This window comes from Phaeocystidibacter luteus (assembly GCF_008933115.1).
In the GTDB taxonomy this organism is placed as follows: domain Bacteria; phylum Bacteroidota; class Bacteroidia; order Flavobacteriales; family Schleiferiaceae; genus Phaeocystidibacter; species Phaeocystidibacter luteus.
In genome coordinates, this window is record NZ_WBVO01000002.1 from 88,645 (window position 1) to 111,781 (window position 23,137).

The window sequence follows — 23,137 nt, forward strand, 5'->3', positions numbered from 1 at the left end:
GACAGCGTAATGTTTAGATGTTCAGAACAGTTCTCTTTGTATATGAGTCTCACAGTCAATCAATAGCTGAACGAACGGATAAAGGGACAATTGTTCAGCAGGAACCAAAGAGCAAAGTGATACCGAAGTTGCTGGGGGGCTTAACCGACCTCATGGGAGGTTCTTTCCTCGCTGAAAGCCGAGGACTTAGTTTGTCGTCCTCGACAAGCTCTTGAACGAATGAAGTGAGTTCCTTAGCCATAACTCCTTCTTTATCAAATGTAAAGACCCGCATGAACAAAAAGCTTTTGTAAGTAGATGGCTCCTGCCACGTCCATACTTTCCGTATATTGCCCATCCTTGTGAAATTTCGAACAACTGACATCCTTTTGTGTTTGAGTTTCGTATAGGAGAGAGAAACCCGCTTTAAACTGCTACGAATGAAGAATTTGCGCTTTGCACTATTTGGTGTGTTGAGCGTAGCTTTTGGGACCACCTTCGCACAAGTTGGTCCACCGCGCTACGTGGAAGAAATGGCCGATCCCTCGGTGAATTTCTATGATGTCCAACAGAGCTTTGAAGAACATTGGGATGGTAAGGAAGTAGAACGCAGCCAAGGCTGGAAACAGTTCAAGCGCTGGGAGGCGTTTATGGAGCCTCGCGTCTATCCGACCGGAGAACGCCCAAATCCTACCATATTATATGATGAGGCGATGAAAGCCGGAGGAGCATCCGTGAACCTCGGCAATTGGTCTCACATTGGTCCGTACGATGGAAACGCACTCAACGGTATTGGCCGTGTAAACTGCGTGACCTTCCATCCGGAAAATAACGACATTATGTTCATCGGCGCACCTGCCGGTGGTATTTGGAAGACTACGGATGGTGGACTTACTTGGTCAACCAACACGGATCTACTTCCAAACTTGGGTGTTTCAGATATTGCTATCGACCCGCATAACCCGGATACCATGTACATTGCTACGGGTGACCGTGACGCGGCAGACACCTACAGTATCGGTTTGATGAAATCTACCGACGGTGGCGCATCTTGGCAAACTACCGGTTTGAGCTATTCATTGAACCAAAGCCGTCGCATCGGTGGTATCTATATCAACCCAAAGAATACGCAAGAAATCGTTGTAGCCACACGCGTGGGTATCCAGCGTTCAGTGGATGGTGGTGCCACATTCAGCCAAGTACAAGGTGGTAGTTGGCAGATGTTGACCTTCGTTCCTACGGCTACAGACACACTCTTTGCCGGCTCCAACAGCGGTGGTAATATCGTTCGTTCGGTTGATGCCGGTGCTACGTGGAGCGCTTTGAGCAGCGGTCTTCCAACGGGTGGTGTTACCCGCGTTGAGGTAGCCACAACGGCTGACGACCCGAATTACGTATACGCACTATTTTCAGCTTCAAATAACGGTCTTGGCGGCATTTACCGCTCTACCGATGGAGGTAATACTTGGACTCAACAGTTTAGTGGAGCCACGCAAAACTTGCTTCACTGGAGCTCAAACCCAGGTGGTAATGTGAGCGGAGGATCTACTGGCGGGCAAGGTTGGTATGACTTGGCCATTGCCGTTTCTCCCGTTAACAAGAACGCTGTTTATGTTGGTGGTGTGAACGTTTGGCGATCGCTAAACGGCGGTACTAGCTGGTCACTCAGCGCACACTGGTTCGGTGGCGGTGGTGCAGCGTTTGCTCACGCCGATCAGCACTGGTTTGAGTTTGAGCCAGGAACGAACAACCTTTACGTTGGAAACGACGGCGGGGTGTATCGCACATCAAACGGTACGAATTATACCGAGTTGAGTGATGGTCTACACATCACCCAGTACTACAAGATTGATGTTTCTCAAGCCGACGAAAACCTCACTATTGGTGGTGCTCAGGATAACGGTACACACTTGAACGACGTTCCTAGCTGGGATCGTGTAAAGGGTGGCGATGGTATGGACAATGCCATAGCCAACAACAACCCGAATGTCATGTATGCTGCTTCGCAGTACGGTAACTTCGACAAGTCGACCAACCGCGGGCAAAGCTTTAATGCTTCCTTCAACCTACCACCAAATGGTCAAGGTCAGTGGGTGACACCATTCGTAATCGATCCGAGTAACGACAACATTCTGTACGCTGGCTACGACCAACTGTGGAAGTCTACCAACGCTGGTCTTTCATTCTCTCAGACGAGTGGATCAATTGCGGGGAATACTTCAGGTATCGACGTGATTGCCGTTTCAAAGAGTAATGGTCAGGTTATTTATGTTGCCATTAATGATGATGTGTATCGTTCTAGCAACGGTGGTTCAACTTGGACCAACATCTCAAACAACATTTCAAATTCTCGTTCCGTAACCGATATCGCTATCTCAGATGTTGATCCTAATCACATCTGGATTACAAAGTCGGGGTACGATTCAAACCACAAGGTTTACGAATCACTTGACGGTGGTTCTACTTGGTCGAATATTTCATCTGGACTTCCAAACTTACCGGCTAACACCATTATCTATCAAGATGGATCGAATGGTGCTATTTACGTGGGTATGGACATTGGTGTTTATTACCGCGACCTTTCATCAAATGGATGGGTTGCATTCATGAACGGCATTCCAAATACCATTGTGAACGACCTAGAGATACACTACGCCACAGGTGTGATTCGCGCTGGTACTTATGGACGTGGTGTTTGGGAAAGCCCGTTGGCAAACACCTTCCTTGGTAAGCCTCAGGCTGATTTCCGTTCGGCTCCAGGTGCAGTATGTACAACAGCTGACACCGTTGAGTTGGTAGATATGAGTACATACGCGCCTACCATTTGGGACTGGCAAATCTATCCAAGCACGTTTACGTTCGTTGGAGGCACCAATGCCCAAAGCCAGCATCCAAAAGTGCTCTTTACAGCGAATGGTCAGTATACAGTGCAGCTAATTGCTTCTAACCGATTTGGCTCCGATACACTAATCAAAGTAGCTGAAATTGGTGTCGGAGGTTATGCACTTCCTTTCGCTGAAGATTTTGCAATCGGTCTGCCTGAAGATTGGGAGGTTGTAAATGCCGACAACAGCAACACTTGGTCGCACACTAGCGCAAGTAACGGTGGATCAGGTAGCATGTACATGGATTTCTATTCCTACAACGGCAGCGGTGAAGAAGATGAACTCATCCTTCCTCCGCTAGACTTCACAGGAAAGCAGAACGTCCAGTTGACTTATGACATGGCGTATCGTCAGTACTCTGCAGGCAGCTCGGATAGTCTTAAGATCTATGTGAGCACCGATTGTGGTTCAACATGGACTTTGGTAGATGCAAGAGGTGAAAATGGAACACAAAACTTCGCTACGGGAACTCCGTTGACAAGTGCTTTCACACCTTCAAATGCTTCAGATTGGAGAAACGACATGCTCAGCCTTTCTGCATACGATGGTATGGATGAGGTTCGCATCAAGTTTGTTTCTGTGAACGCTTACGGAAATAACTTGTACCTCGACAATATCAACATCAATGGCGCTGCAGGAGCTGCTCCGGTTGCTGACTTCTTTGCAAATTCAACCGCCTGCGAAGGCAGCATGGTAACGTTCTACAACTTGGCTGGCTCGAACGGTCAAAACTACAGTTGGACGTTCCAAGGCGGAACGCCTTCAACGAGTACGGCAGCCAATCCTACGGTTACTTATAATACGGCAGGTACGTACAATGTGTCGCTCGTTGTAAGCAACGGAATTGGGTCTGACTCGATTTACAAGAGCTCGTTCATCGCTATTCAAACCACGGTTACTCCATCTGTAACAATCACTGCAAATAGTACGGCGGTTTGTGCAGGTGAAGACGTTGAATTTTACGCTTCAACCATGAATGGCGGTTCTAACGGATTAGTAGAGTGGTTCGTGAACGGACAGCAACGTCCGCAAGTGGGAGATACCATTACTTTGGCGAGCCTTTCTAACAACGATACGGTTGTGGCTGTATTGAGTTCTTCTGAAGCTTGTGTTTCTACAAATGCAGCTAGTTCAAACTCAATTTTGATGACTATCAACCCGCTTCCAACAGTGAACGCAGGTAGCTACACAACGCAGTGTGTGGATGGAAGCGCGTTTGCACTTACCGGCTCTCCTTCTGGTGGAACGTACTCGGGTAGAGGTGTTTCAGGAACGAACTTCGATCCAGCTGATGCGGGTCCTGGTACACATACTATCACATACGAGTACACGGATGCCAATGGCTGTACAAACACGGCTACCACGACTATTTTGGTCGAATCTAAGCCGAATGTATTCCTATCTGCCAAAACGTATTGCGAAAGCGACCCGGCTGAAGGCGCTGGTGGAGGCTTCCCAACTGGAGGTACTTACTCTGTGAATGGCAGTCCGGCTTCAAATATCGATCCTTCGGCATTAGGCGTGGGCAAGCACTACCTGGAGTATTCGTACTCTAATGGAGTTTGTACTACGGTTAAAGGAGATACGATTGTTGTATTGGCCGCTCCAACGAATCCTACTATCACGGTAGAGTGGGGTAAGCTTACATGCAACCAAGTTGGATATCAATATCAATGGTTGGATGCGAGCGGAACGCCAATCCCGGGTGAGACGGATAGAATCTTCTATCCACAAACACCGGGTGACTATGCTGTTCGTGTCAGAGCTGGTTCATCGTGTGATGAGACTTCAGGTTTCGTAAACATTCAGAACATCAGTGTAGAAGAGCACGTTGCAGGTCAGATTAACCTCCGCGCATATCCGAACCCAACAAGCGATGATTTCGCCCTCTACTTTACCTTGGAAGACACACGTGAAGTGTCGGTGGAATTGGTCGATGTTGCGGGTAAGGTGATCGACGTTCAGAACTTAGGCACTGTGAATGGCGATGTGGTTGTACCGTTCAACCTCAAATCTTTCGCTAAGGGAGTTTACTTCGTGAAACTCACAGTAGGAGATGTAACGATTACCAACAGAGTGGTTCGTCAGTAAGACGTCATTCTTTCCAAATGTGAAACCCCAGGTCGAGAGGCCTGGGGTTTTTGTTTTTGTTAAGAAGGATGATCAAACCATCTCCTTCAGATAAGGATCTTTTTCGGTCACGTCGAACTTGTTGATCTTGGGTTGAAGTATCCAAACTCCAATGAAAAAGAACCAGTTTAAGAAGAACTCACCAACGACTTCTCCTGCGGATACTCTTCTGCCTACTTCAATCGAACGAATAGCTCTAGCAGTTTCCAAATACGTCCACAATTGTCCAATGGAGAGCACTAAAGAAATAGGTGCGAGCAAAATCCATGTTCCCAGAAACTTGAAGACGAAACTTGGGGGTAGCTCTTCGCCTTGTATGCTGTTCGATTCCACTTCTGTAACAAATTCGGATAATTCTCTAAAGAATCCTGGCATCCAAAGGAACACCAATATTGCGAGGAGGAATGGAGCCCAGAGAGCAACTCGGAACAGTCCTTTAGGATACTTGTACGCCTCTTTCAGTGTTTTGCTGGCATAGTCGACAACTTTCTGTCGCCAATAGATTAAAACCGCGCTAAAGAGTATTGGAATGATGAAGTAGGGCATGACATCTGCGTAGACGCCAAAGATTTGTTGAAACTTCTGTTCGTCTGGGGTTCCAGGTTCGATTTGCTGTACGGCGGCGAATATCTTGCCGAGCATGAAGACCACCACTCCGGTGGATACGATGAATGGTCCGCCGTAAATGATACTGAAGAGTTGCCAGTGTTTGAGCTTGAGAATTCCGGGCATGCTAGATTATGTTGGTTTTTGGGGAATATACTGATTTCTCGTAGAGAACAGGAGGGATTAGCGTGGTGGAGAGAGGGCGCTGTGGATGTGCGTGGTGGATCAGCGGGCGTGGGGGATCATCGAATGTGTTCCACCCGCCGGCTGGCGGGCAAGCTGCAAAACCGCAAAATGCAAAACCGCCATAAATCAAAATGGTAGTTGCGTATAAAAACCGCAAAAAACAACTACCCCTAAATGAAATTGATTGCCGCTCAGAATCCCCATCTATAGGCACGGTGCTTTAGCGCGTGCCGGGCCTCGGATGAACGTGGGGGATCATCGAATGTGTTCCACCCGCCGGCTGGCGGGCAAGCTGCAAAACCGCAAAATGCAAAACCGCCATAAATCAAAATGGTAGTTGCGTATAGAAACCGCAAAAATCAACTACCCTAAATGAAATTGATTGCCGTTCAGAATTCCAAGCTATAGGCACGGTGCTTTAGCGCGTGCCGGGCATTATCATCCTGACGCCATTCCCCGGAGGGGATAATTTTAATAGCCTCGTGGCTTTAGCCCGAGGTGGGTCACGGTGCTTTAGCGCGTGCCGAGCCTCGGATGAACGTGGGGGGTCATCGAATGTGTTCCTCGCAAAACCGCAATGTTAGAATCATCGGAGTGCGTAAAAACCGCAAAAAACAACTACCCCTAAATGAAATTGATTGCCGCTCAGAATCCCCATCTATAGGCACGGTGCTTTAGCTCATGCCGGGCTAGGAATAGGATTGGGTTTTGACCCTCACGCGTTATGTCTCATGCCTCTGGCCTCACGCCTCACGCCTTTTGCCTGAGGGCTGAAATCTCATGCCTCCGGCCTCCGGCCTTACGCCTTTTGCCTGAAGGCTGAAATCTCATGCCTCCGGCCTCCGGCATTACGCCTTTTGCCTGAAGGCTGAAATCTCACGCCTAAAGCCTCTCGCTTACGCCTTCACCATATCCAGAATGCTCTCAAACATAGCCTTGCCGTCTAGGTTGCCAAGGTTTTCGTCTGCCGCTCTTTCTGGGTGTGGCATCATGCCGAAGACATTTCTGTTCTCGTTTGTGATGCCCGCAATGTTCTCTACAGAACCATTCGGATTCGCCTCGGCGTTGATATTGCCATCGGCGTCACAGTAGCGGAATAGAATTTGGTCGTTTGCGTTTAGCTTCGCGATAGTGTCTTCGTCGGCGTAGTAATTTCCTTCGCCGTGGGCAATCGGAATTTGGTATGCCTTATTTGAATCAAGTCCGCGTGTTACCAAGCTGTTCGTAGACTCTGGCTTGAGGTATACGTTCTTGCAAATGAACTTGTGACTGTCGTTGTGAAGCAAGGCACCTGGAAGAAGGTGCGATTCAGTGAGCACTTGGAATCCGTTACAGATGCCGAGTACGTAGCCACCCTTGTTGGCGTGCTCAATCACCGCATCCATAATTGGAGAGAAGCGTGCAATCGCGCCTGAACGGAGGTAGTCTCCATAAGAGAATCCACCAGGAAGCACTACAAAGTCCACACCCTGAAGGTCCGTGTCTTTATGCCACAATTCAACAGTTTCACATCCCATGATGTTACGCAACACGTAAATCATGTCTTGATCACAGTTCGATCCCGGGAAGGTTACTACACCAAATTTCATGCGCTCTGAATTTGTTGCAAAGGTAGTAAAACTCACGTCGAGATTTCGCACATTTAATGTTCCCGTTTTCAGATATGTACGCTACGCCCGTCAGACGATTCGCGCAACTTTTATTCGGAAGTATGCGGACATTGCAATACATAATCTATCTCCTGAACAATGGAACGTAACAATAAGACCTGGTTAGAGCGAAGTGCCTGGATGTTAGCGACTACCGCTCTAGTAATTGTTGCCTGTGAAAAGGATTTCACCCTTGACAACGGGCCCGTTCAACACGATGAACAAGCGACTAGCGCCGCCGCTGTTGCTTCCGTACCGTATGACGATGCTTCGACTATTACAGACCTAGCGTATCAAGGCGCGTACGACGGTAAAACATACGACGCTCTTTCTTGCGCAACGATTACCATCGACACACTCACCTCCATGATGCACCGCGTGACGGTTGACTTTGGAACAGGTTGTACCGATGCCGCAGGCAATACACGCATGGGAGTAATTCGAACAACCTATACTGTACCGCGCACTCAAGGTGGCGCCACGACAGATATCGAGTTCATCAACTACTACTACAATCAGATTAAAATTGAAGGTCTTTACCATCAGACCTACTTGGGCCTCAATACGGCCAATCAACCGGAGTGGGCAGTGGACATTGATGGTTCTGCTGTTTACTCTCCGGGTGATACCCTCTTTTATATGAGTTCGCGCACCCGTACCTGGACTAACGGATTTATTCCTTTCGACCCATCAAATATTCGATTTAGCATCACCGGCACAGCAAGCGGAGAAAGAACCGGAAATCCTTCTTGGCTCGCTTCTACTGTTGAACCGCTGATTTGGAAATACAACTGCCCTTATATCGTTGACGGCACCTACGAATTGAGCGTGGTAGGTTTACCGAATTACCAAGTTGATTTTGGTAATGGCGATTGTGATAATAAAGCCGAGGTATCAGACGGAAATAACACCGTTATAATCAACCTCTGATCAGCCAACGACCCCGGCGTTTTTACCAAATAAGTTCGCCATACGATACAGCAGTCTAGCCCCTACGTTCGCATCCCATTCATCATGCGGACCAGGGGCTACCTCATTTAAGTCCATTCCTATAATGGTCTTGCCCGATTCCGAAAGTCGCTCAAACAAGTACATCACTTCTTCTGATTCAAAGCCGCCGGCTACGGGTGTGCCGGTATGTGGACAAAGCTTCGGGTCCAAACCATCAATATCAAAGCTCACGTAGACCTTTTGCGGTAGCTGAGAGATTATATCATCTACTTGCTGTTTCCATGTGGCTCCAGCATATTGTTGATGCTTGAGGTCTCTATCGAAATAGGTTTTTACGCGACCTTCAGAAGCTTCGATCACTTCAACTTCCTCTTCGCAGTAGTCGCGAATCCCAACTTGAACCAACTTCTTCACATTATCAATCTTCAATGCATTGAACATGATAGAAGCATGTGAGTAGGTAAAGCCTTCGTAGGCATTTCTCAAGTCTGCGTGTGCGTCAATTTGAAGTATTCCGAACTCGTGCTCTTTGGCGAGGGCTTCCAGGTATCCCAATGGGGTGCTGTGGTCGCCACCAAGGAGAATAACGCGCTTACCTTCGTTCATCAATTCGGTGGTTCTCTCCTGCACCCAATTGACCATCTTCTTGCACGACTTGTTGATCTTGGCCAAAAGTTCGTCAGTCGTTTCATCTTCATGTCCAACCTCTACTGCCGACAAATACGCCACGGCTTTGTCGCGGTACTTCCGGTTTTTCTCGATCACCTTTGGGTCGAGCTTAGCCATGTAGATGCCCATTTTCCAAGCATCCTTCACAAATGGATCATACAAATCCACCTGCTTGGAGGCTTCGAGAATGGCTTCAGGACCCAAGGCCGTTCCGGCATCATAGCTCACGGTAACCTCCCATGGTACGGGAAGAATCACAATTTCAGCGTCTTTCTGAGAGAATGGAAGCCCAAAAATTCGGTTCCCAGAAGCGGGACCATTGGGGTCGAACGAATCAATCTTTTCCTGCTTGGTCATACAAGAGTTCGGTTTACACAAAAATGGGAAAAGATTTGAAGCTTCTGCTATTTCTGAATCAAAAGACACCCTTGGTGATATACTTCCCTGTATCCGTCCTTGTCCTCCACAATCAACTCAATCAAGTATTGGCCTGTTGGGAGTGTCTCCCCATTAAGCACACCGAACCAAACGATGGTTTCAAATCCAATGACAACCATACTATTGTGCAATTTACCAAGCTCAATTCCCGCTTTGTTTCGAAGGGTTATAGTCAGCCTAGAGCCGCTCCACTCCTCAGGAATGTGAATTTTTAGCGGGTGGATTTCGTCGTTCGTGTAGAAGGCGAGGTTATCGAATTTTAATCCCGATTCTGCAGATGTGTTTTGCTCATGCCATCCTGGCGTTCCGAAATTATACCGGGCAGCAGAGATGCTCCATTTTCCATTCGATTTGCGTGTCAGAGTTTTCCCTTCCCGCTCTTCCAAATCCCCATAATCGTCGTTGCTCCATGCTACAGCGTCTATCAGCTTTCCATCTTTCGTGGTTATGCAAACCCCTCCGCTCGAACTCGGGCTGAATGGCATTTCCGAACTGAGTACGCTCCTTGTGTTTGCCTTTGGATACTCCGCGAACATCGATTTGCTGTGGTATTCCGCCATAACTATTACCTCGTTTGGAAGCACAATTTGATTCTTGGGTTCAAGTAGATACAGTTGCTCTATTCCTGTCTTTGCGTCCCACTTTCCGAAACGAAGGTCTCCTAGTCTAAACGCGGTCTGACCCCTATTTTCAATCTCAATGAAATCGGGCCGATCTGTCATTGTGTTGGGACAAATTTCCGTGACCCACACCTGTGGGACAGCGCTGTCAAGTGCTTCAATAGTGATGAAACTAGTGTCGAGTTCGCGACCTAGACAGTCCTCTGCACTCAACTCCCACCGCCCATCTTCAGGCCAAGTGAAGCGCCATGTTCTGCGGTTGAAATCGATTGGAGCCCCAATAAGCGTGTCTATGTTGGAATGAAGTGAAACGGTTTCAACTCTTAAATCGAAGATGATGTGCAGTGAATCTGCGTGAAACTGTATGGACTGTATTTCGTTCAGAATTTCCTTGCGACTTCCCTCCGGTAGGTTAGCCCGACCAGGTGTCCCGCCCGAGGATGATCTTGAACTGCTCCATTTTAGCGGTTCGCTACAGCTGCTGTTTGCGACGTCTTTTTCTAGCGACCAACCGCCGCCTGCTTTCCAGTTTGTGGAGTGCCAACTATTCTCGTATTGAACGAAATCGATTGTTTCGGCCCAGTCATCCTTTACCTTAATAATTCCGCTTGTGCGGTTTAGAAAGCTTGCTCGATTCGTGTTTATAGCTCCTTCTAGTGGACCATCAGATATCACCAAGTAGCCATTGGGTAGCAAGTTTGTATCGGGCAATTCAATTTGATTTTGATTGATGAATATTGACCAACCCTGTAAGTTGAGCGGGCCCGATGTGCGGTTTTGCAATTCAATGTACTCCCTTTCAATTTCTACTGGAGGGTCGACATCCGACATAATCTCGGTTACCTGTAGAGACCCGCGAGGATGTCGCTCGAGCTCAAAATCATGTGCGCCAATCGGGTTGCCTTCCAAGTCTTTAATTGTGTTTAGGTTGATATGGTATGTACCGTCATCCGCGGCTAGATCTCGATAGAGCGTAACCTCCCTGTTGCTTGTGAAAAGCAGTTGCCAGTTCACACCAAACTGATCTACAACCAGACCAGAATCCGCATAGCAGCTTTCAGAAAGCTTCAGCCTTACTGATTTGCGATCTATCCATTCGTAGGCAATCAGGGCGGGAGGGATAGTGTCTACAAACGGTTCGCCTACAACTGAGATATCATCAAAGTAGAACTTGTCTGCTCTAGTCTTGGTGTAATGGCATTCGATTCCGAATTGTGCCGAGGCAAAGACGGAGGAGTCGGGTATCTGGATGATGGTCTGCCATCCTAGGCTATCTAGGTTAACTTCTACTACCCACGCAGAGTCTTTATGACGCTCTACACTCCATCCCAAATTGATGCTTGTATTACCTAAAAGTCCTGGGATAGAGGCGGACAAGACAGTTTCAATTCCAGGTTTAACGTGCAGTAGTTCTATTCGATCTTGTGCATTGCCACCGACGCGAAGTCGGTATGCTTCTCCTGTTGGGCTTTCACAAAGAATGATGTCGGCATAATTTGAAGTTGATGGATTGAAATCGAGCGCTAACCACCCTGACCAATGCCCGTGTTGTGAAATGTCGCTAATGGTGTAGATGGATGAGGTGCCACCTGCAGAATCGGAAAGACGCAGAACTCCGTTGGAGGTGTGGCTGAATGCGGCTGTGTCGCCTGTCCACTGCGGGTTTTGATGAAGGGATGAATCGGAAAATGAATCATACCACGAACTTTGCGCCTGAGCTGCGTAACTTGCAGTCAGGCCCACTAATAAATAGAGGGCTTTCATGTGAAAAAAAGGTTGGTTTGGTTAAATTTGCCACCTGAAATTACAAAATCTCACAAAGAAATGCGCGTTGCTGTAGTTGGTGCCACCGGAATGGTTGGCGAGGTGATGTTGAAAGTGTTGGAAGCGAGAAACTTCCCAGTTACAGAATTAATTCCAGCCGCTTCGGTGAGGTCAGTTGGAAAGACTGTAAAATTCAAAGGCGAGGATGTGAAAGTAGTTTCCCTTCCGGATGCCGTAGCCGCAAAAGCCGATATCGCACTTTTCTCAGCTGGGGGTGACGTTTCCAAAGCCTGGGCGCCAAAATTTGCAGAGGCAGGCACACGCGTAATCGACAATAGTTCTGCCTGGCGTATGGAGCCAGGAATTCCATTGGTTGTTCCAGAGATTAACGGGAGCTCTATCAAGGCTGATGACATGATTATCGCCAACCCGAACTGCTCCACCATTCAACTCGTAATGGTGCTCAAGCCCTTGCACGAGCGCTATGGCATTCGCCGTGTAATTGTGAGTACCTATCAGAGTATCACCGGCACAGGGGTTAAGGCGGTTGAGCAGTTGAACAATGAACGCAACGGGGTGGAGGGCGAAATGGCCTATCCATATCCAATCGATAAGAATTGTCTTCCTCATTGTGACGTGTTTACCGACAATGGCTATACCAAGGAGGAGATGAAGATGACCCGCGAAACGGTTAAAATTCTCGAAGATGATTCTGTAATGGTTTCGGCAACGGCCGTGCGTGTTCCGGTGCAAGGAGGTCACAGCGAGTCTGTGAATATCGAATTCAATCAAAAGCCTTCCATTCCTGAAATTCGTCAGATAATGCAAGCCACTCCGGGAGTGACGCTTCAAGACAATCCAGATGTAAACGTCTATCCAATGCCGCGCTTCGCGGAGGGGAAAGACGATGTATTTGTGGGCAGAATACGTTCCGATTACTCCAATGAGAATGCTATCAACTGCTGGATTGTTTCGGATAACCTTCGCAAGGGTGCCGCTACGAATGCAGTTCAAATTGCAGAGCTCTTCGTAAAGTAGAAAGCGGGCGAAATCATAAAAGAAAGTTAGGGCTGTAAGAAACCTTATGGCGGCTCGTCTCGTTAATTGAATCAAGAAGAATGAGCTATGGGACGACTATCTATTGTACTTTCAACTTTAGCAATGGTATTAATGGCTTGCAAGAGTGAGCCAACTCAACCAATTGCATCAACAATGAATTCAGAAATGAGCGAGGAAACAGCAGTTGCGATTTACGCCTCAGGATGCTTCTGGGGGACTGAATATTACATGAAACGCCAAGAAGGCGTTATCTCGACCACCGTGGGTTACACGGGTGGACATGTGGACAATCCTACGTATCAAGAGGTTTGTTCAAAAACTACCGGTCATTACGAAGCCGTAAAGGTGGAGTACGACCCATCTATCGTATCCTACGAAGAATTGACCCGCCTCTTCTTCGAAACACACGATCCTACACAAGCAAACGGTCAGGGTCCAGATATCGGTCCGCAATACCGCAGCGCCATTTTCGTGGCAAATGATTCAGAACGCGAAATCGCCGAAGATCTCATTGGCATTCTCGAGGCTAAAGGTCTAGACATTGCCACCGAGGTCAAGGACGCAGCCACTTTTTGGGACGCCGAAGGATACCATCAAGATTATTACGACAATAAGGGAGGAACGCCGTATTGTCACGGGTATCGGAAGTTGTTTTAAGATTAAAGGCGAAAGGCTAGAGGCAATAGTATTCAGGCTAGAAGGGAAAGCGCCATTGGCATAAAATTCCTTCAGAGCCTCAAGCCTCAAACCTCAAGCCTTTTACCCACTACCTGAACTTCACCCTATTTTCATACTAAAACCGCCCACATGGAATACCGCAACCTAGGAAAATCCGGACTTCGAGTTTCAGAATTTAGCTTTGGATCTTGGATCACTTTTGGAAATCAAATCGGCGATAATACGTCGGAGGAATTGTTGAAAATGGCGTACGACGCCGGCGTCAACTTCTTCGATAACGCTGAGGTTTATGCCAATGGCCAAAGTGAAATCGTCATGGGCGAAATCCTCAAGAAGATGGGTTGGGACCGCGATAGCTACATCGTGTCGTCAAAAGTATATTTCGGGAAAGGGGGTCATTTACCTACTCAAAAAGGGCTGAATCGCAAGCACGTAGTTGAGGCTTGCGATGCTGCGCTGCAACGACTTCAAGTCGATTACCTCGACCTTTATTTCTGTCACCGTCCGGATAAGAGTGTACCCATGGCCGAGACAGTTTGGACCATGCACAACTTGATTCAGCAAGGAAAAATCTTGTACTGGGGCATAAGCGAATGGTCGGCCCAAGAAATCATGGAAGCGCACATGGTAGCGGAGCGTTACAACCTTATTGGTCCAACCATGGAACAACCGCAGTACAACATGCTGCATCGCGATAAGGTAGAGGTGGAGTTCAAACAGATTTATAAGACTGTCGGACTCGGAACCACGATTTGGAGTCCGCTTGCTTCAGGTGTTCTCACTGGAAAGTACAGCAAAGGCATTCCGAGTGATTCAAGATTAAATAGGGAGGAACTCAGCTGGTTGAAGGACCAACGTGTGGTTGACGAGACGCTTTCGAAGGTAGATAAGATGGTTGCTTTTGCGAATGACGAACTCGGCATTAGTGGTCACCATCTGGCACTTCTCTGGTGTTGGAAGAACCCGAATGTCAGCACCGTTATTTTGGGCGCGAGCAAGACCTCTCAGCTGGAGGATAACTTGAAAGTTCTCGAGCTCAAGGATAAGATCACGGACGATGTTATGGCGAAGGTAGAAGAGATTCTCGACAATGCACCAGAGCACCCGATGTGGTGATTAGAATGTATTTCTTGCCTAAATTGCACGTTGAACACATAACCTCTTCATCATGGCAATTCGCGGTCCCTTCAATTTCAATAAATGGCTAGATGAGAATAGAGATAAGCTCAAGCCACCTGTGGGGAACAAGAACCTCTATCCGGAAGGAGAGGATTACATTGTGATGGTAGTTGCTGGTCCAAACGCCCGCAAAGACTACCACTACAACGAAACCGAGGAGTGGTTCTTCCAGCTCGAAGGCGAAATTACCGTTCGAATTCAAGAGGATGGCGAGCCGCGTGACATCCACCTCGGTCCAGGTGACATGTTCTTGTGTCCGGCCAACGTGCCTCATAGCCCCATGCGTAAAGAGGGAAGCATCGGCCTCGTGGTAGAGCGCGTTAGGAAAGGAACAGATTATAAGGATGGCCTACTTTGGTTCTGCGACAACTGCAACAACAAGCTGCACGAAACCTATTTCCCGCTTCTAGATATTGAATCCGATTTCCTTCCTCGATTCAAGGAATTCTACGCCTCAGAAGAGAAGCGCACGTGTGATAACTGCGGACATGTAATGGAAACGGATCCGAGATTCGTTTAGGAGGCCTTCGCCTCCTCGAGCCACTGAATGACGGCCGGGTCAGTCGATTGAATGACGCCATCATCGAATGTGTTGTACTTCACTTCGATGATCTGCTTTGGCTGGCCGAAGAAGCGTTCCAATTTCGTCGTGTCGCGAATCTTGAAACTTCGAACTTTTGTTTTTTCGATTTTGACGTGAAGCATCGCTCCACTTCGAACTGTCATTTCGTTGTCTGTAAGCGTAATCTTTTCCATACGTGTTCCCGTGTATAGAAAGAAAGCGCTGCCACCGCATATCACCAACGTGGGAATAAAATCGGCCCAGTTGAACTCTGACATCCCAATGAGGGTGAATGTTTGAGAGAGTAGTAATGTTATGGCTAAAATGAAAACTGTTTTTACTCTGAACTTAGTTCGAATAACTTTCTCTTTCATTCCTGTTCTCCTATAAACTGAATTTGTGCTTTTGCATATTCGATTGTAGTAGAATCGTCGCTTGTAAGCAGCTTTTCGTAATAGCTTTTAGACTCTGAAAGCTGGCTCATTTGAAGGTAAAGGTATCCAAGGTTCCCAAGGGTTACTTCATCGGTTTCGTCGATGTCGTACGCCTCAAGAAGTGCCTTCTCTGCTTTTTCCAAATCGCCTTCGAGGAACCATAGTACGCCGAGGTCGTTGGCAAAAGAGGTGTTCTCTGGGTAGCTTTCCTTGGCCTTTAGAATGATGCCTTCTGCCACGGATGGTTCAACGGCATCTGTAGTTGCTAAAGTGCCCAAATAGTCCTGGAAGCTCTCCGTGAAAAATTGCTCTTGATCCCCTTCTAGTAATTGACCGTCGCTCCACAACCACTCTCCGTTGTAGTCTGAGTCCAGTTCCAAAATCTTTTCCAGATAGGCTACATGCTCTTGGTACATCCCAGCTTCGTAGAGCACATATGCCTTGCCAAAATGCATGTCTAGGCGTTTTGGAAACAATTCGATTCCACGATTGATGTATCCTAAACCTTTGGTAATCAACGCTTCATCAAAAACGATTTTGCTGTACATATATCCCGCTGAATTCCCTGCCGAATCCGTGATGGCGTAGGCCTCACGCCCATCTGAAGGTGGGGTGAGTGAGAACTGCGAGACTTCTTCTTGGCTTGCGTGGAAGTAGAAGTTAAAGGCGGAAACGAGCATTTCGGGGTCGTTCGGACTGGCCGATTCCCAAGCTCTAAGAATAGGTAGTGCTAGGTGAACGGACGAGTCGGAATAAAACGCCGCATCAAAGCGCTCTTTGTATGTCTGGGCGGCTAATGTTGCCGAAATTAACAGGGTTGAAATCAGGATACTAAGTCTCATCTTCATATTCATCTACGTTCTCTCAACACTCGCTTGGGAGTGTAGGTAGTCTCCTCGAAACGGAAGTGCCTCTGGAGGTCTTTCATAATCTTCTCAGCGACCTCCTTTTCGGGTGTCCACATGAGGTAATATTTCTGCTTCTTGTCTGCCGAAAACAGGAACAACTCATAAACCATGCTGGAATTGCCATCGCTCATTCCTCGCTGGTTGGAGAACTGATACTTCTTCGTAATCAAACAAATATCTGTGAGAGGTTCAATTTTACGCCACTTCCCTAGTCTAAGCCCAAATACGTGATTGTGGGTTCGCATCTTTTTTTCTCGGATGTCGAACTGAACCTTTGTTCTGGTGGTCTTAATCAACAATCCAAGAAGCCCGGTTGCACCGGCAACAATCTGAAGTTGCGTAGCGTCAAAGGTGAGGTTCTCGAGCAAGTAGGGCAGCGCCAAAAGGCCTAGGGCAACTAGCAATACGATATTGGCCGTAAAGCTAAACCTGCCTGCGGTCGCGTCGCGAACAAATTCAATATAGTCTCCGTGATCTTCCATTCTGAAGCCCGAATATACGCCGACAAAATTCTATCGCCGACGTCTTGAACTCCTTCTGGTTTGAGGATTGTAAACCGCGGGTGTAAGCTTCAATAGCTCAGCGGCTTGATTCTGAACGGCTTTCGCGTCATCTGCATTGGTGAAACGGGCTAAATGCCATTTCTTCAAATGACTTTTATTCATGAGGAACACGTCGTAGTAGACATCCGTGTCAGATTGAACGTTACCTCCATAGTCGGCCATTCTCGTGCTCATGTTTCGTTTCATGATGGTGACATCCTGATAAGGACCCACATCTTGCCATTTTCCAAGTCGCAATCCCAAGAAGTAATTTACTGAGCGAATACGGCCGGCCTCTGGGAGGATTTGGGTTCTCGTTTCCAAAAGCATTACAAAAAGGCCAATCAGCAAGAAGATGATTCCGATTGGAACCGCGGCGATGAGCACGGTGAACTCCATGCCGGGGGTGAACGTGAAAATCGCACCGGCGATTAAAATGAAGAGCCATGCGCCGAAGCGCATTCCGGACGAAAAGGATTTGCCATGGCTGAATTCTGAAACCTTCGATGGATCGGCGTCTAAGAGCATAACTGAGAGTTTGAGTACGCAATTTAAGAACCAGATGGCGCAACTCACAATCATATACCGTTGCGCTTTTGTTATCTTCGCGACAAACCCCATTTGCAGTGTCGAAATCCGCTTTTCCAGATATATTCACGATTGATATCCACACCCATATCCTCCCGGAGAATATTCCAAATTTCCGTGAGAAGTTTGGGTACGGCGGCTTTATTCACTTAGATCATCACAAGCCTTGCTGTGCGCGTATGATGATGGATGATAAGTTCTTTCGCGAAGTGCAAGACAACTGCTGGGATCCCAAAACCCGTGCAACAGAGTGTAACCATCAACAAGTGGATGTACAAGTGCTTTCCACGGTGCCTGTGATGTTCAGTTACTGGGCAAAACCAGAGCACACACTCGAAGTTGCCAAGTTTCTCAATGATCACATCGCCGATATCCGTCATACGTATCCCGACAGATTCGTAGGATTGGGCACGGTCCCAATGCAAGATCCAGAGCTCGCCATTCAAGAATTGAAGCGGTGCAAGGAAATTGGATTAAGAGGAATCGAAATCGGGACACACGTAAACGATTGGAACCTCGATGCACCTGAGATATTCGCCGTTCTTGAAGCTTGCCAAGATTTGGATATGGCGGTGTTTGTGCATCCATGGGACATGATGGGTAAGGAGAATATGCCTAAGTACTGGTTGCCCTGGCTTGTTGGTATGCCAGCCGAAAGCTCGCTTGCACTTTGCAGTTTGATTTTCTCTGGTACGTTCGAGAAGCTACCTAATCTTCGCGTGGCAATCGCTCACGGCGGGGGCAGCTTCCCAGCCACCTTGGGAAGAATCCAACACGGTTTCGATGTGCGTCCAGATTTATGCGCCATCGACAACCCTATTCCGCCAACATCGTACATGGGTAAGTTCTGGCTTGATTCTCTCGTACACGATCAAAAGATGCTCGATTATGTGGTGGATCTGGTTGGGGAAAACCGTGTAGCACTAGGTACAGACTATCCCTTCCCTTTAGGCGAACTCGAACCAGGTCAGCTCATCCACTCAATGGACTGGTCAGAATCAAAAAAAGAGAACCTACTCAGTGGGTCTGCCCTTGAGTGGCTCAACATGTCTAAATCCGATTTTAAGTGAGACCCGTGCCTTTCTCCGTACTCCGAGCAGTGGCTTGGATAGTGTTTGTTGAAATGGCCGCCATGGTCGTTTTTGGCTGGTACGAGTTTATGTCAGATCGGCTTGAACCGCTATTGCCTATTGCCTTTACGGGTGCTGCTGTAGCTTGCTGGCCCATGCTGCCTAGTGCGGGCTGGGGCGTTTTTAAGGGGGGAAATATTTGTAGAAATACGCCTACCTATATTGTTGCCGTGCTTGTTCATTTAACCTTTGCCGGAGGGTATTGGACGTATGCGCTAGATGATGCTAAATTCGATGAGATTTTCGCACTTGGCCTGACGGTTACGAGTTTGATTCTCGTTCGAGCTTATTCCGATTACAAGAAGCAGTTTATGTCATGAAAAACCTGAACTACGCTATATGGGCTGTGCTGCTGGCGGAGGTGATAGCCTTCGGAGATATGCAGGTAACCTTGCATGTCATCCTAGCTTTGTTCCTGTTTTTGATGATGATTTTCAGATTTTTTGCGGGTCGTTCGAACAAGTGGGGCGAGAGTGTTGAGCGCTTCAATCGGGCCAATCCGCTCAATCCGAAGTTGTACACAGCCATCCTCGTTGTGTTTTCACTCATAGCAATTTACGTCCCTTACCAAAGTGGTGTTATACCTGTTCCATTGTACTTCCTTATCGGAATGCTTTGGTTCACTAAGTAAGGTAAGTCACATTCGCACGTCAACGGCGATAGTCGTAAGACGATAGATAGTTTGTATCTTTGCAGCTCCTTTCGGCAGCTACGTTGATAGGAGGAAAAAAGGTCGTTTTTCAAATGAGTGACTTCATCCACCACGAGTGCGGTATAGCCATGGTAAGGCTCCGCAAACCCCTCAATTATTACGTCGAGAAATACGGCACAGCCCTCTACGGTTTAAACAAAATGTATCTCCTTATGGAGAAACAGCACAACCGCGGACAAGACGGAGCCGGCCTCGCGAGCATCAAATTGGATGTTCCTCCAGGCAGACGTTACATTTCTCGCCAGCGTAGCATCGACCCGAAACCGATTCAAGACATTTTCCAATACGTTCAGAAGCGCATTGCCGACGGTGTAGCGGATAATCCAGAGTTGTTGAAAGATGCCGATTGGCTGAAGGAGAATTTGCCGTTCATCGGCGAAGTATACCTCGGTCACCTTCGCTATGGAACGTACGGAAAGAACAGCATCGAAGCTTGTCACCCTTTCCTTCGCCAGAACAACTGGATGACGCGTAACCTCATCGTTGCGGGAAACTTCAACATGACAAATGTTGATGAACTCTTCAACCAACTCGTTGAGCTTGGTCAGCATCCAAAGGAGAAAGCCGATACGGTAACGGTGATGGAGAAGATTGGTCACTTCCTAGATGAGGCCAACGAAGAGCTCTACCATCAATTTAGAGAAGACGGCTTGAGCAAAGTGGAGATCTCTCACAAGATTGCCGAAAGCCTCGACATCGGCGAGATTCTTCGTGCCGCCGCAAAGAAATGGGACGGAGGTTATGCCATGGCCGGTATGTTTGGACACGGCGATAGCTTCGTACTTCGCGACCCTAGTGGTATTCGTCCGGCTTACTATTACAAAGACGACGAACTCGTTGTCGTAGCCAGCGAACGCCCAGTTATCCAAACTGGATTTAATGTACCGATCGATTCTATCAAGGAAGTTCCTCCGGGCAACGCCTTGATCATGAAGAAGAACGGCGATGTATTCCTCGAGGAAATCAAGCAGCCGCTTGAGCGCAAGGCGTGTTCATTTGAACGTATCTACTTCTCTCGAGGCAACGACGCCTCAATTTATGAAGAGCGCCTCGAACTTGGTCGCCGACTTACCCCGGTGATTATGGAGGCGGTAGACCACGACATTGACAACACGGTCTTTGGCTTCATTCCTAACACCGCAGAGGTTAGCTTCTACGGGATAGTAAAGGGCGTGGAAGAACACCTAAACGAATGGAAGAAGCAGGAGATCACCGCAATGGGCGGAAATATCGATCCTGCCCGTTTAGATAAGGTCATCAACACCCGTATGCGTGTAGACAAGGTGGCTTGGAAGGATGTGAAACTCCGAACTTTTATCACACAAGATGACAGTCGCGATGACCTTGTTTCGCACGTTTATGACGTGACGTATGGGGTGGTCAAGAAAAGCGACAACCTCGTTGTGATGGATGATTCCATTGTTCGAGGAACTACATTGAAGCAGAGCATCCTCAAGATTCTTGATAGACTTGAGCCCAAGAAAATCATTGTCGTGAGTTCGGCTCCGCAGATTCGATTCCCTGATTGTTATGGAATCGACATGGCGAAGATGGGCGACTTTATCGCATTCCGTGCGGCTATTGAGCTTTTGAAAGAAAGCAACCAACACAAGCTCATCCAGGAGACGTACGAGAAATGTCTGGCTCAAGTGAACATGCCAGATGAGGAGGTTCGCAACTTTGTGAAGGACATTTACGCGCCATTTACGCCAGAGCAGATCAGCCAGAAATGCGCAGAACTGTTGAAGCCGGTTGACGTGAATGCCGAGGTGGAGATTATCTTCCAGACGATAGAGGACCTACACGCGTCATGTCCAGGTAACTTGGGCGATTGGTATTTCACGGGCGACTATCCAACGCCAGGAGGAAATCGAGTTGTAAATAAGGCCTTCATCAATTTCGTGGAAGGAAGAAACGAGCGCGCCTACTAAGTGAGGCGGAATTGCTAAATTCGACTTCTCTCTAACGCGAAAAGACAACTCCTTGCACATCTCAAGAACGGTACATTGGGCGCTAGCTGGATGCTTGTTCGCCATCATCATAGTGCGGTCAATCACGCTGTCATTCAGTATTGATGAAGCGATGACCTACAATTTTGTGATTGATGAATGGGATCGCATCATCGCTAACAACCACAAGCTAAACACCTTTTTAATGAAGGTTTTTGGTGGAGTGTTTGGTCACGATGAGTGGGCATTGCGCTTACCAAATTCCCTTTCTTTTGTCTTGTATGCTTGGGCCACTTGGCGGTTAGTCAAGAGAGTGCCATCCACTTGGATAGCGGTCTTGGCGAGTGTCGTTCTATTAGTGCAGCCAAACTTGATTGAGTTCTTCAGCATTGCAAGAGGGTATGCTTTGGGCACAGTTTTCTTCATAGCTGCCGTGGTAATGACGATTGAGGCTTCTGACGCTAAAGAGTCAGCTAGCTTTTCACAGCGACGACTTTTGTACGCATCGATATGTATTGGCCTTGGACTTGGTGCGTACTTGGCGGCGATCAACGTATTCATCATGATTTCAGCCTGCATTCTTGGACTTCAAATTTGGAAGTGGAGCAGGTTTGGGTGGAGATCGTTGTTGACAACGGGATTTATTCTAGTACTTGGTTTCGCTTGGGGTGTAAATGAGCTCATTGAACTGGGGCAGTCAGAGCAGCTTTTCTACGGAAATGAGAGCTATGCCCAATTTTGGGAACGCTTTCAGTTGTATTACTTGTGGCCAGTGTATGGGCCCTATTTCCTTCGAGCCTCCACAATGCTCAATCTCTTGGCGCTCGGATTACTTTGGCCTGTTTTCTTATGGTTGTTTAATAGGAAGTTCAAAGCTGAGTTTGTCATTCCATTGGTTATCCTAGTAGGTTCCAGTATCGGTTGGGTTGTGGAATTTGAATTCTTTGATTCTCTCTTACCCATGCATCGTACAAGTCTCGTGTACTATCCCTTGTTGGGGGTGTTGACCGTGGGTTTCATAATTGCCGTTGGGAGGCTGGAACGACCAATCCTCAAGTATACAACCATGGTCGTCTACAGCGTCTTTGCCTTTGTAATTTTGGGTAATTTCAGCAAGGCCGTTGACTTTGAAGTTCTCAGAGAATGGGGCGCAAGCGCTGATGTGAAATCGGCCATGTACCAAGTAGACGAATATGCTGAGAAACTATCAACGGAAGCGGTTATAGAAAAGCACCACTCTCTGCGCTCGGAGGTAAACTATTACATACGAACGCGCGACATGAATGCGCAAGTGGATATGGAGGCCGGAATCCAACTCGACGCTGAGTTTTTACTTGTGCGGAAGAATGACTTTCACTATTCGTTCGATGACGAGCAGTTAACTTCCAAGTACGAACTTATCGGTGACTACGAGAGAAGCAATCTACGTTTGTATATCAGGAAAGATATCCTTGCGCTGTGAGTAGAGACCGGTTTTGGGAGAAGAATTGTACCTTAGCTAACTTCTAAACTCTCTCTC

General features: G+C 47.7%; 19 protein-coding genes. 11 read left to right on the forward strand and 8 right to left on the reverse strand.

The features are described 5' to 3' along the window. Positions 1–419: 419 nt before the first annotated feature. Complete coding sequence (locus F8C67_RS04170; protein ID WP_151666556.1) at positions 420–4,955, forward strand: VPS10 domain-containing protein; 4,536 nt, start codon at positions 420–422, stop codon at positions 4,953–4,955. A 72-nt stretch (positions 4,956–5,027) separates the two neighbouring features. Here the strand turns inward: F8C67_RS04170 and F8C67_RS04175 are convergent, their stop codons facing one another. Together F8C67_RS04175 and purQ are read right to left on the reverse strand one after the other, a co-directional pair. Continuing rightward, positions 5,028–5,726 (reverse strand): hypothetical protein, encoded by a 699-nt coding sequence (locus F8C67_RS04175; RefSeq protein WP_151666557.1) that lies wholly within the window; start codon positions 5,724–5,726, stop codon positions 5,028–5,030. A gap of 956 nt (positions 5,727–6,682) precedes the next feature. After that, positions 6,683–7,375: a phosphoribosylformylglycinamidine synthase subunit PurQ gene (purQ, locus tag F8C67_RS04180; protein WP_151666558.1), complete on the reverse strand. Its 693-nt coding sequence runs from the start codon at positions 7,373–7,375 to the stop codon at positions 6,683–6,685. Positions 7,376–7,534: 159 nt separating this feature from the next. Between purQ and F8C67_RS04185 the strand changes: the two genes are divergently transcribed. Further along, a complete protein-coding gene (locus F8C67_RS04185) occupies positions 7,535–8,365 on the forward strand; it encodes a hypothetical protein (protein ID WP_151666559.1) in 831 nt (276 codons plus the stop codon). Here the strand turns inward: F8C67_RS04185 and F8C67_RS04190 are convergent, their stop codons facing one another. Further along, positions 8,366–9,412 carry an agmatinase family protein gene (locus F8C67_RS04190; RefSeq protein WP_151666560.1) on the reverse strand — a complete coding sequence of 349 codons (1,047 nt, stop codon included), beginning with the start codon at positions 9,410–9,412 and terminating at the stop codon, positions 8,366–8,368. 47 nt (positions 9,413–9,459) lie between these two features. After that, on the reverse strand, positions 9,460–11,877 hold the full coding sequence (locus F8C67_RS04195; protein WP_151666561.1) for a lamin tail domain-containing protein: 2,418 nt from the start codon (positions 11,875–11,877) through the stop codon (positions 9,460–9,462). 60 nt (positions 11,878–11,937) lie between these two features. Here F8C67_RS04195 and F8C67_RS04200 point away from each other — a divergent pair, with 60 nt between their 5' ends. From F8C67_RS04200 to F8C67_RS04215, 4 genes are all read left to right on the forward strand, one after another. Then, positions 11,938–12,915, forward strand: a complete 978-nt coding sequence (locus F8C67_RS04200) for an aspartate-semialdehyde dehydrogenase (protein ID WP_151666562.1) — start codon at positions 11,938–11,940, stop codon at positions 12,913–12,915. A gap of 87 nt (positions 12,916–13,002) precedes the next feature. After that, on the forward strand, positions 13,003–13,593 hold the full coding sequence (gene msrA, locus F8C67_RS04205) for a peptide-methionine (S)-S-oxide reductase MsrA (protein ID WP_223277508.1): 591 nt from the start codon (positions 13,003–13,005) through the stop codon (positions 13,591–13,593). Between the two features lie 150 nt (positions 13,594–13,743). Further along, positions 13,744–14,730, forward strand: coding sequence for a potassium channel beta subunit family protein (locus F8C67_RS04210; RefSeq protein ID WP_151666563.1), 987 nt, complete (start codon positions 13,744–13,746; stop codon positions 14,728–14,730). 52 nt (positions 14,731–14,782) lie between these two features. Next, positions 14,783–15,313, forward strand: coding sequence for a 3-hydroxyanthranilate 3,4-dioxygenase (locus F8C67_RS04215; RefSeq protein WP_151666564.1), 531 nt, complete (start codon positions 14,783–14,785; stop codon positions 15,311–15,313). Here F8C67_RS04215 and F8C67_RS04220 read toward each other — a convergent pair. Genes F8C67_RS04220 through F8C67_RS04235 form a run of 4 tightly spaced genes read right to left on the reverse strand, consistent with a single transcriptional unit; the run spans position 15,310 to position 17,767 of the window. After that, the gene (locus F8C67_RS04220) at positions 15,310–15,729 is read right to left on the reverse strand and encodes a hypothetical protein (RefSeq protein WP_151666565.1); all 420 of its coding nucleotides are present in this window, start codon (positions 15,727–15,729) and stop codon (positions 15,310–15,312) included. The two genes, F8C67_RS04215 and F8C67_RS04220, sit on opposite strands and share 4 nt — an antisense overlap. Next, complete coding sequence (locus F8C67_RS04225; RefSeq protein ID WP_170266357.1) at positions 15,726–16,637, reverse strand: tetratricopeptide repeat protein; 912 nt, start codon at positions 16,635–16,637, stop codon at positions 15,726–15,728. Before F8C67_RS04225 ends, F8C67_RS04220 begins: the two co-directional genes overlap by 4 nt. A gap of 2 nt (positions 16,638–16,639) precedes the next feature. Continuing rightward, the gene (locus F8C67_RS04230) at positions 16,640–17,179 is read right to left on the reverse strand and encodes a hypothetical protein (RefSeq protein ID WP_151666567.1); all 540 of its coding nucleotides are present in this window, start codon (positions 17,177–17,179) and stop codon (positions 16,640–16,642) included. A gap of 30 nt (positions 17,180–17,209) precedes the next feature. Continuing rightward, positions 17,210–17,767 (reverse strand): hypothetical protein, encoded by a 558-nt coding sequence (locus F8C67_RS04235; RefSeq protein WP_151666568.1) that lies wholly within the window; start codon positions 17,765–17,767, stop codon positions 17,210–17,212. Between the two features lie 98 nt (positions 17,768–17,865). Here F8C67_RS04235 and F8C67_RS04240 point away from each other — a divergent pair, with 98 nt between their 5' ends. The 5 genes from F8C67_RS04240 (at position 17,866) to F8C67_RS04260 (ending at position 23,080) form a co-directional block, all read left to right on the forward strand. After that, positions 17,866–18,897 carry an amidohydrolase family protein gene (locus F8C67_RS04240; protein WP_189660806.1) on the forward strand — a complete coding sequence of 344 codons (1,032 nt, stop codon included), beginning with the start codon at positions 17,866–17,868 and terminating at the stop codon, positions 18,895–18,897. A gap of 5 nt (positions 18,898–18,902) precedes the next feature. After that, positions 18,903–19,277, forward strand: coding sequence for a hypothetical protein (locus F8C67_RS04245; protein WP_151666569.1), 375 nt, complete (start codon positions 18,903–18,905; stop codon positions 19,275–19,277). Next, complete coding sequence (locus F8C67_RS04250; protein WP_151666570.1) at positions 19,274–19,588, forward strand: hypothetical protein; 315 nt, start codon at positions 19,274–19,276, stop codon at positions 19,586–19,588. Before F8C67_RS04245 ends, F8C67_RS04250 begins: the two co-directional genes overlap by 4 nt. 113 nt (positions 19,589–19,701) lie before the next feature. Then, a complete protein-coding gene (locus tag F8C67_RS04255; RefSeq protein WP_151666571.1) occupies positions 19,702–21,600 on the forward strand; it encodes an amidophosphoribosyltransferase in 1,899 nt (632 codons plus the stop codon). A gap of 52 nt (positions 21,601–21,652) precedes the next feature. Beyond that, positions 21,653–23,080 (forward strand): ArnT family glycosyltransferase, encoded by a 1,428-nt coding sequence (locus tag F8C67_RS04260; protein WP_151666572.1) that lies wholly within the window; start codon positions 21,653–21,655, stop codon positions 23,078–23,080. The last annotated feature ends 57 nt before the right edge of the window (positions 23,081–23,137 follow it).

Bases quoted from the DNA above. Each gene is read 5' to 3' on its own strand.
- F8C67_RS04170 (WP_151666556.1), top strand. From the start codon at position 420: ATGAAGAATTTGCGCTTTGCACTATTTGGTGTGTTGAGCGTAGCTTTT.
- F8C67_RS04175 (WP_151666557.1), bottom strand. From the start codon at position 5,726: ATGCCCGGAATTCTCAAGCTCAAACACTGGCAACTCTTCAGTATCATT.
- purQ (WP_151666558.1), bottom strand. From the start codon at position 7,375: ATGAAATTTGGTGTAGTAACCTTCCCGGGATCGAACTGTGATCAAGAC.
- F8C67_RS04185 (WP_151666559.1), top strand. From the start codon at position 7,535: ATGGAACGTAACAATAAGACCTGGTTAGAGCGAAGTGCCTGGATGTTA.
- F8C67_RS04190 (WP_151666560.1), bottom strand. From the start codon at position 9,412: ATGACCAAGCAGGAAAAGATTGATTCGTTCGACCCCAATGGTCCCGCT.
- F8C67_RS04195 (WP_151666561.1), bottom strand. From the start codon at position 11,877: ATGAAAGCCCTCTATTTATTAGTGGGCCTGACTGCAAGTTACGCAGCT.
- F8C67_RS04200 (WP_151666562.1), top strand. From the start codon at position 11,938: ATGCGCGTTGCTGTAGTTGGTGCCACCGGAATGGTTGGCGAGGTGATG.
- msrA (WP_223277508.1), top strand. From the start codon at position 13,003: ATGGGACGACTATCTATTGTACTTTCAACTTTAGCAATGGTATTAATG.
- F8C67_RS04210 (WP_151666563.1), top strand. From the start codon at position 13,744: ATGGAATACCGCAACCTAGGAAAATCCGGACTTCGAGTTTCAGAATTT.
- F8C67_RS04215 (WP_151666564.1), top strand. From the start codon at position 14,783: ATGGCAATTCGCGGTCCCTTCAATTTCAATAAATGGCTAGATGAGAAT.
- F8C67_RS04220 (WP_151666565.1), bottom strand. From the start codon at position 15,729: ATGAAAGAGAAAGTTATTCGAACTAAGTTCAGAGTAAAAACAGTTTTC.
- F8C67_RS04225 (WP_170266357.1), bottom strand. From the start codon at position 16,637: ATGAAGATGAGACTTAGTATCCTGATTTCAACCCTGTTAATTTCGGCA.
- F8C67_RS04230 (WP_151666567.1), bottom strand. From the start codon at position 17,179: ATGGAAGATCACGGAGACTATATTGAATTTGTTCGCGACGCGACCGCA.
- F8C67_RS04235 (WP_151666568.1), bottom strand. From the start codon at position 17,767: ATGCTCTTAGACGCCGATCCATCGAAGGTTTCAGAATTCAGCCATGGC.
- F8C67_RS04250 (WP_151666570.1), top strand. From the start codon at position 19,274: ATGAAAAACCTGAACTACGCTATATGGGCTGTGCTGCTGGCGGAGGTG.
- F8C67_RS04255 (WP_151666571.1), top strand. From the start codon at position 19,702: ATGAGTGACTTCATCCACCACGAGTGCGGTATAGCCATGGTAAGGCTC.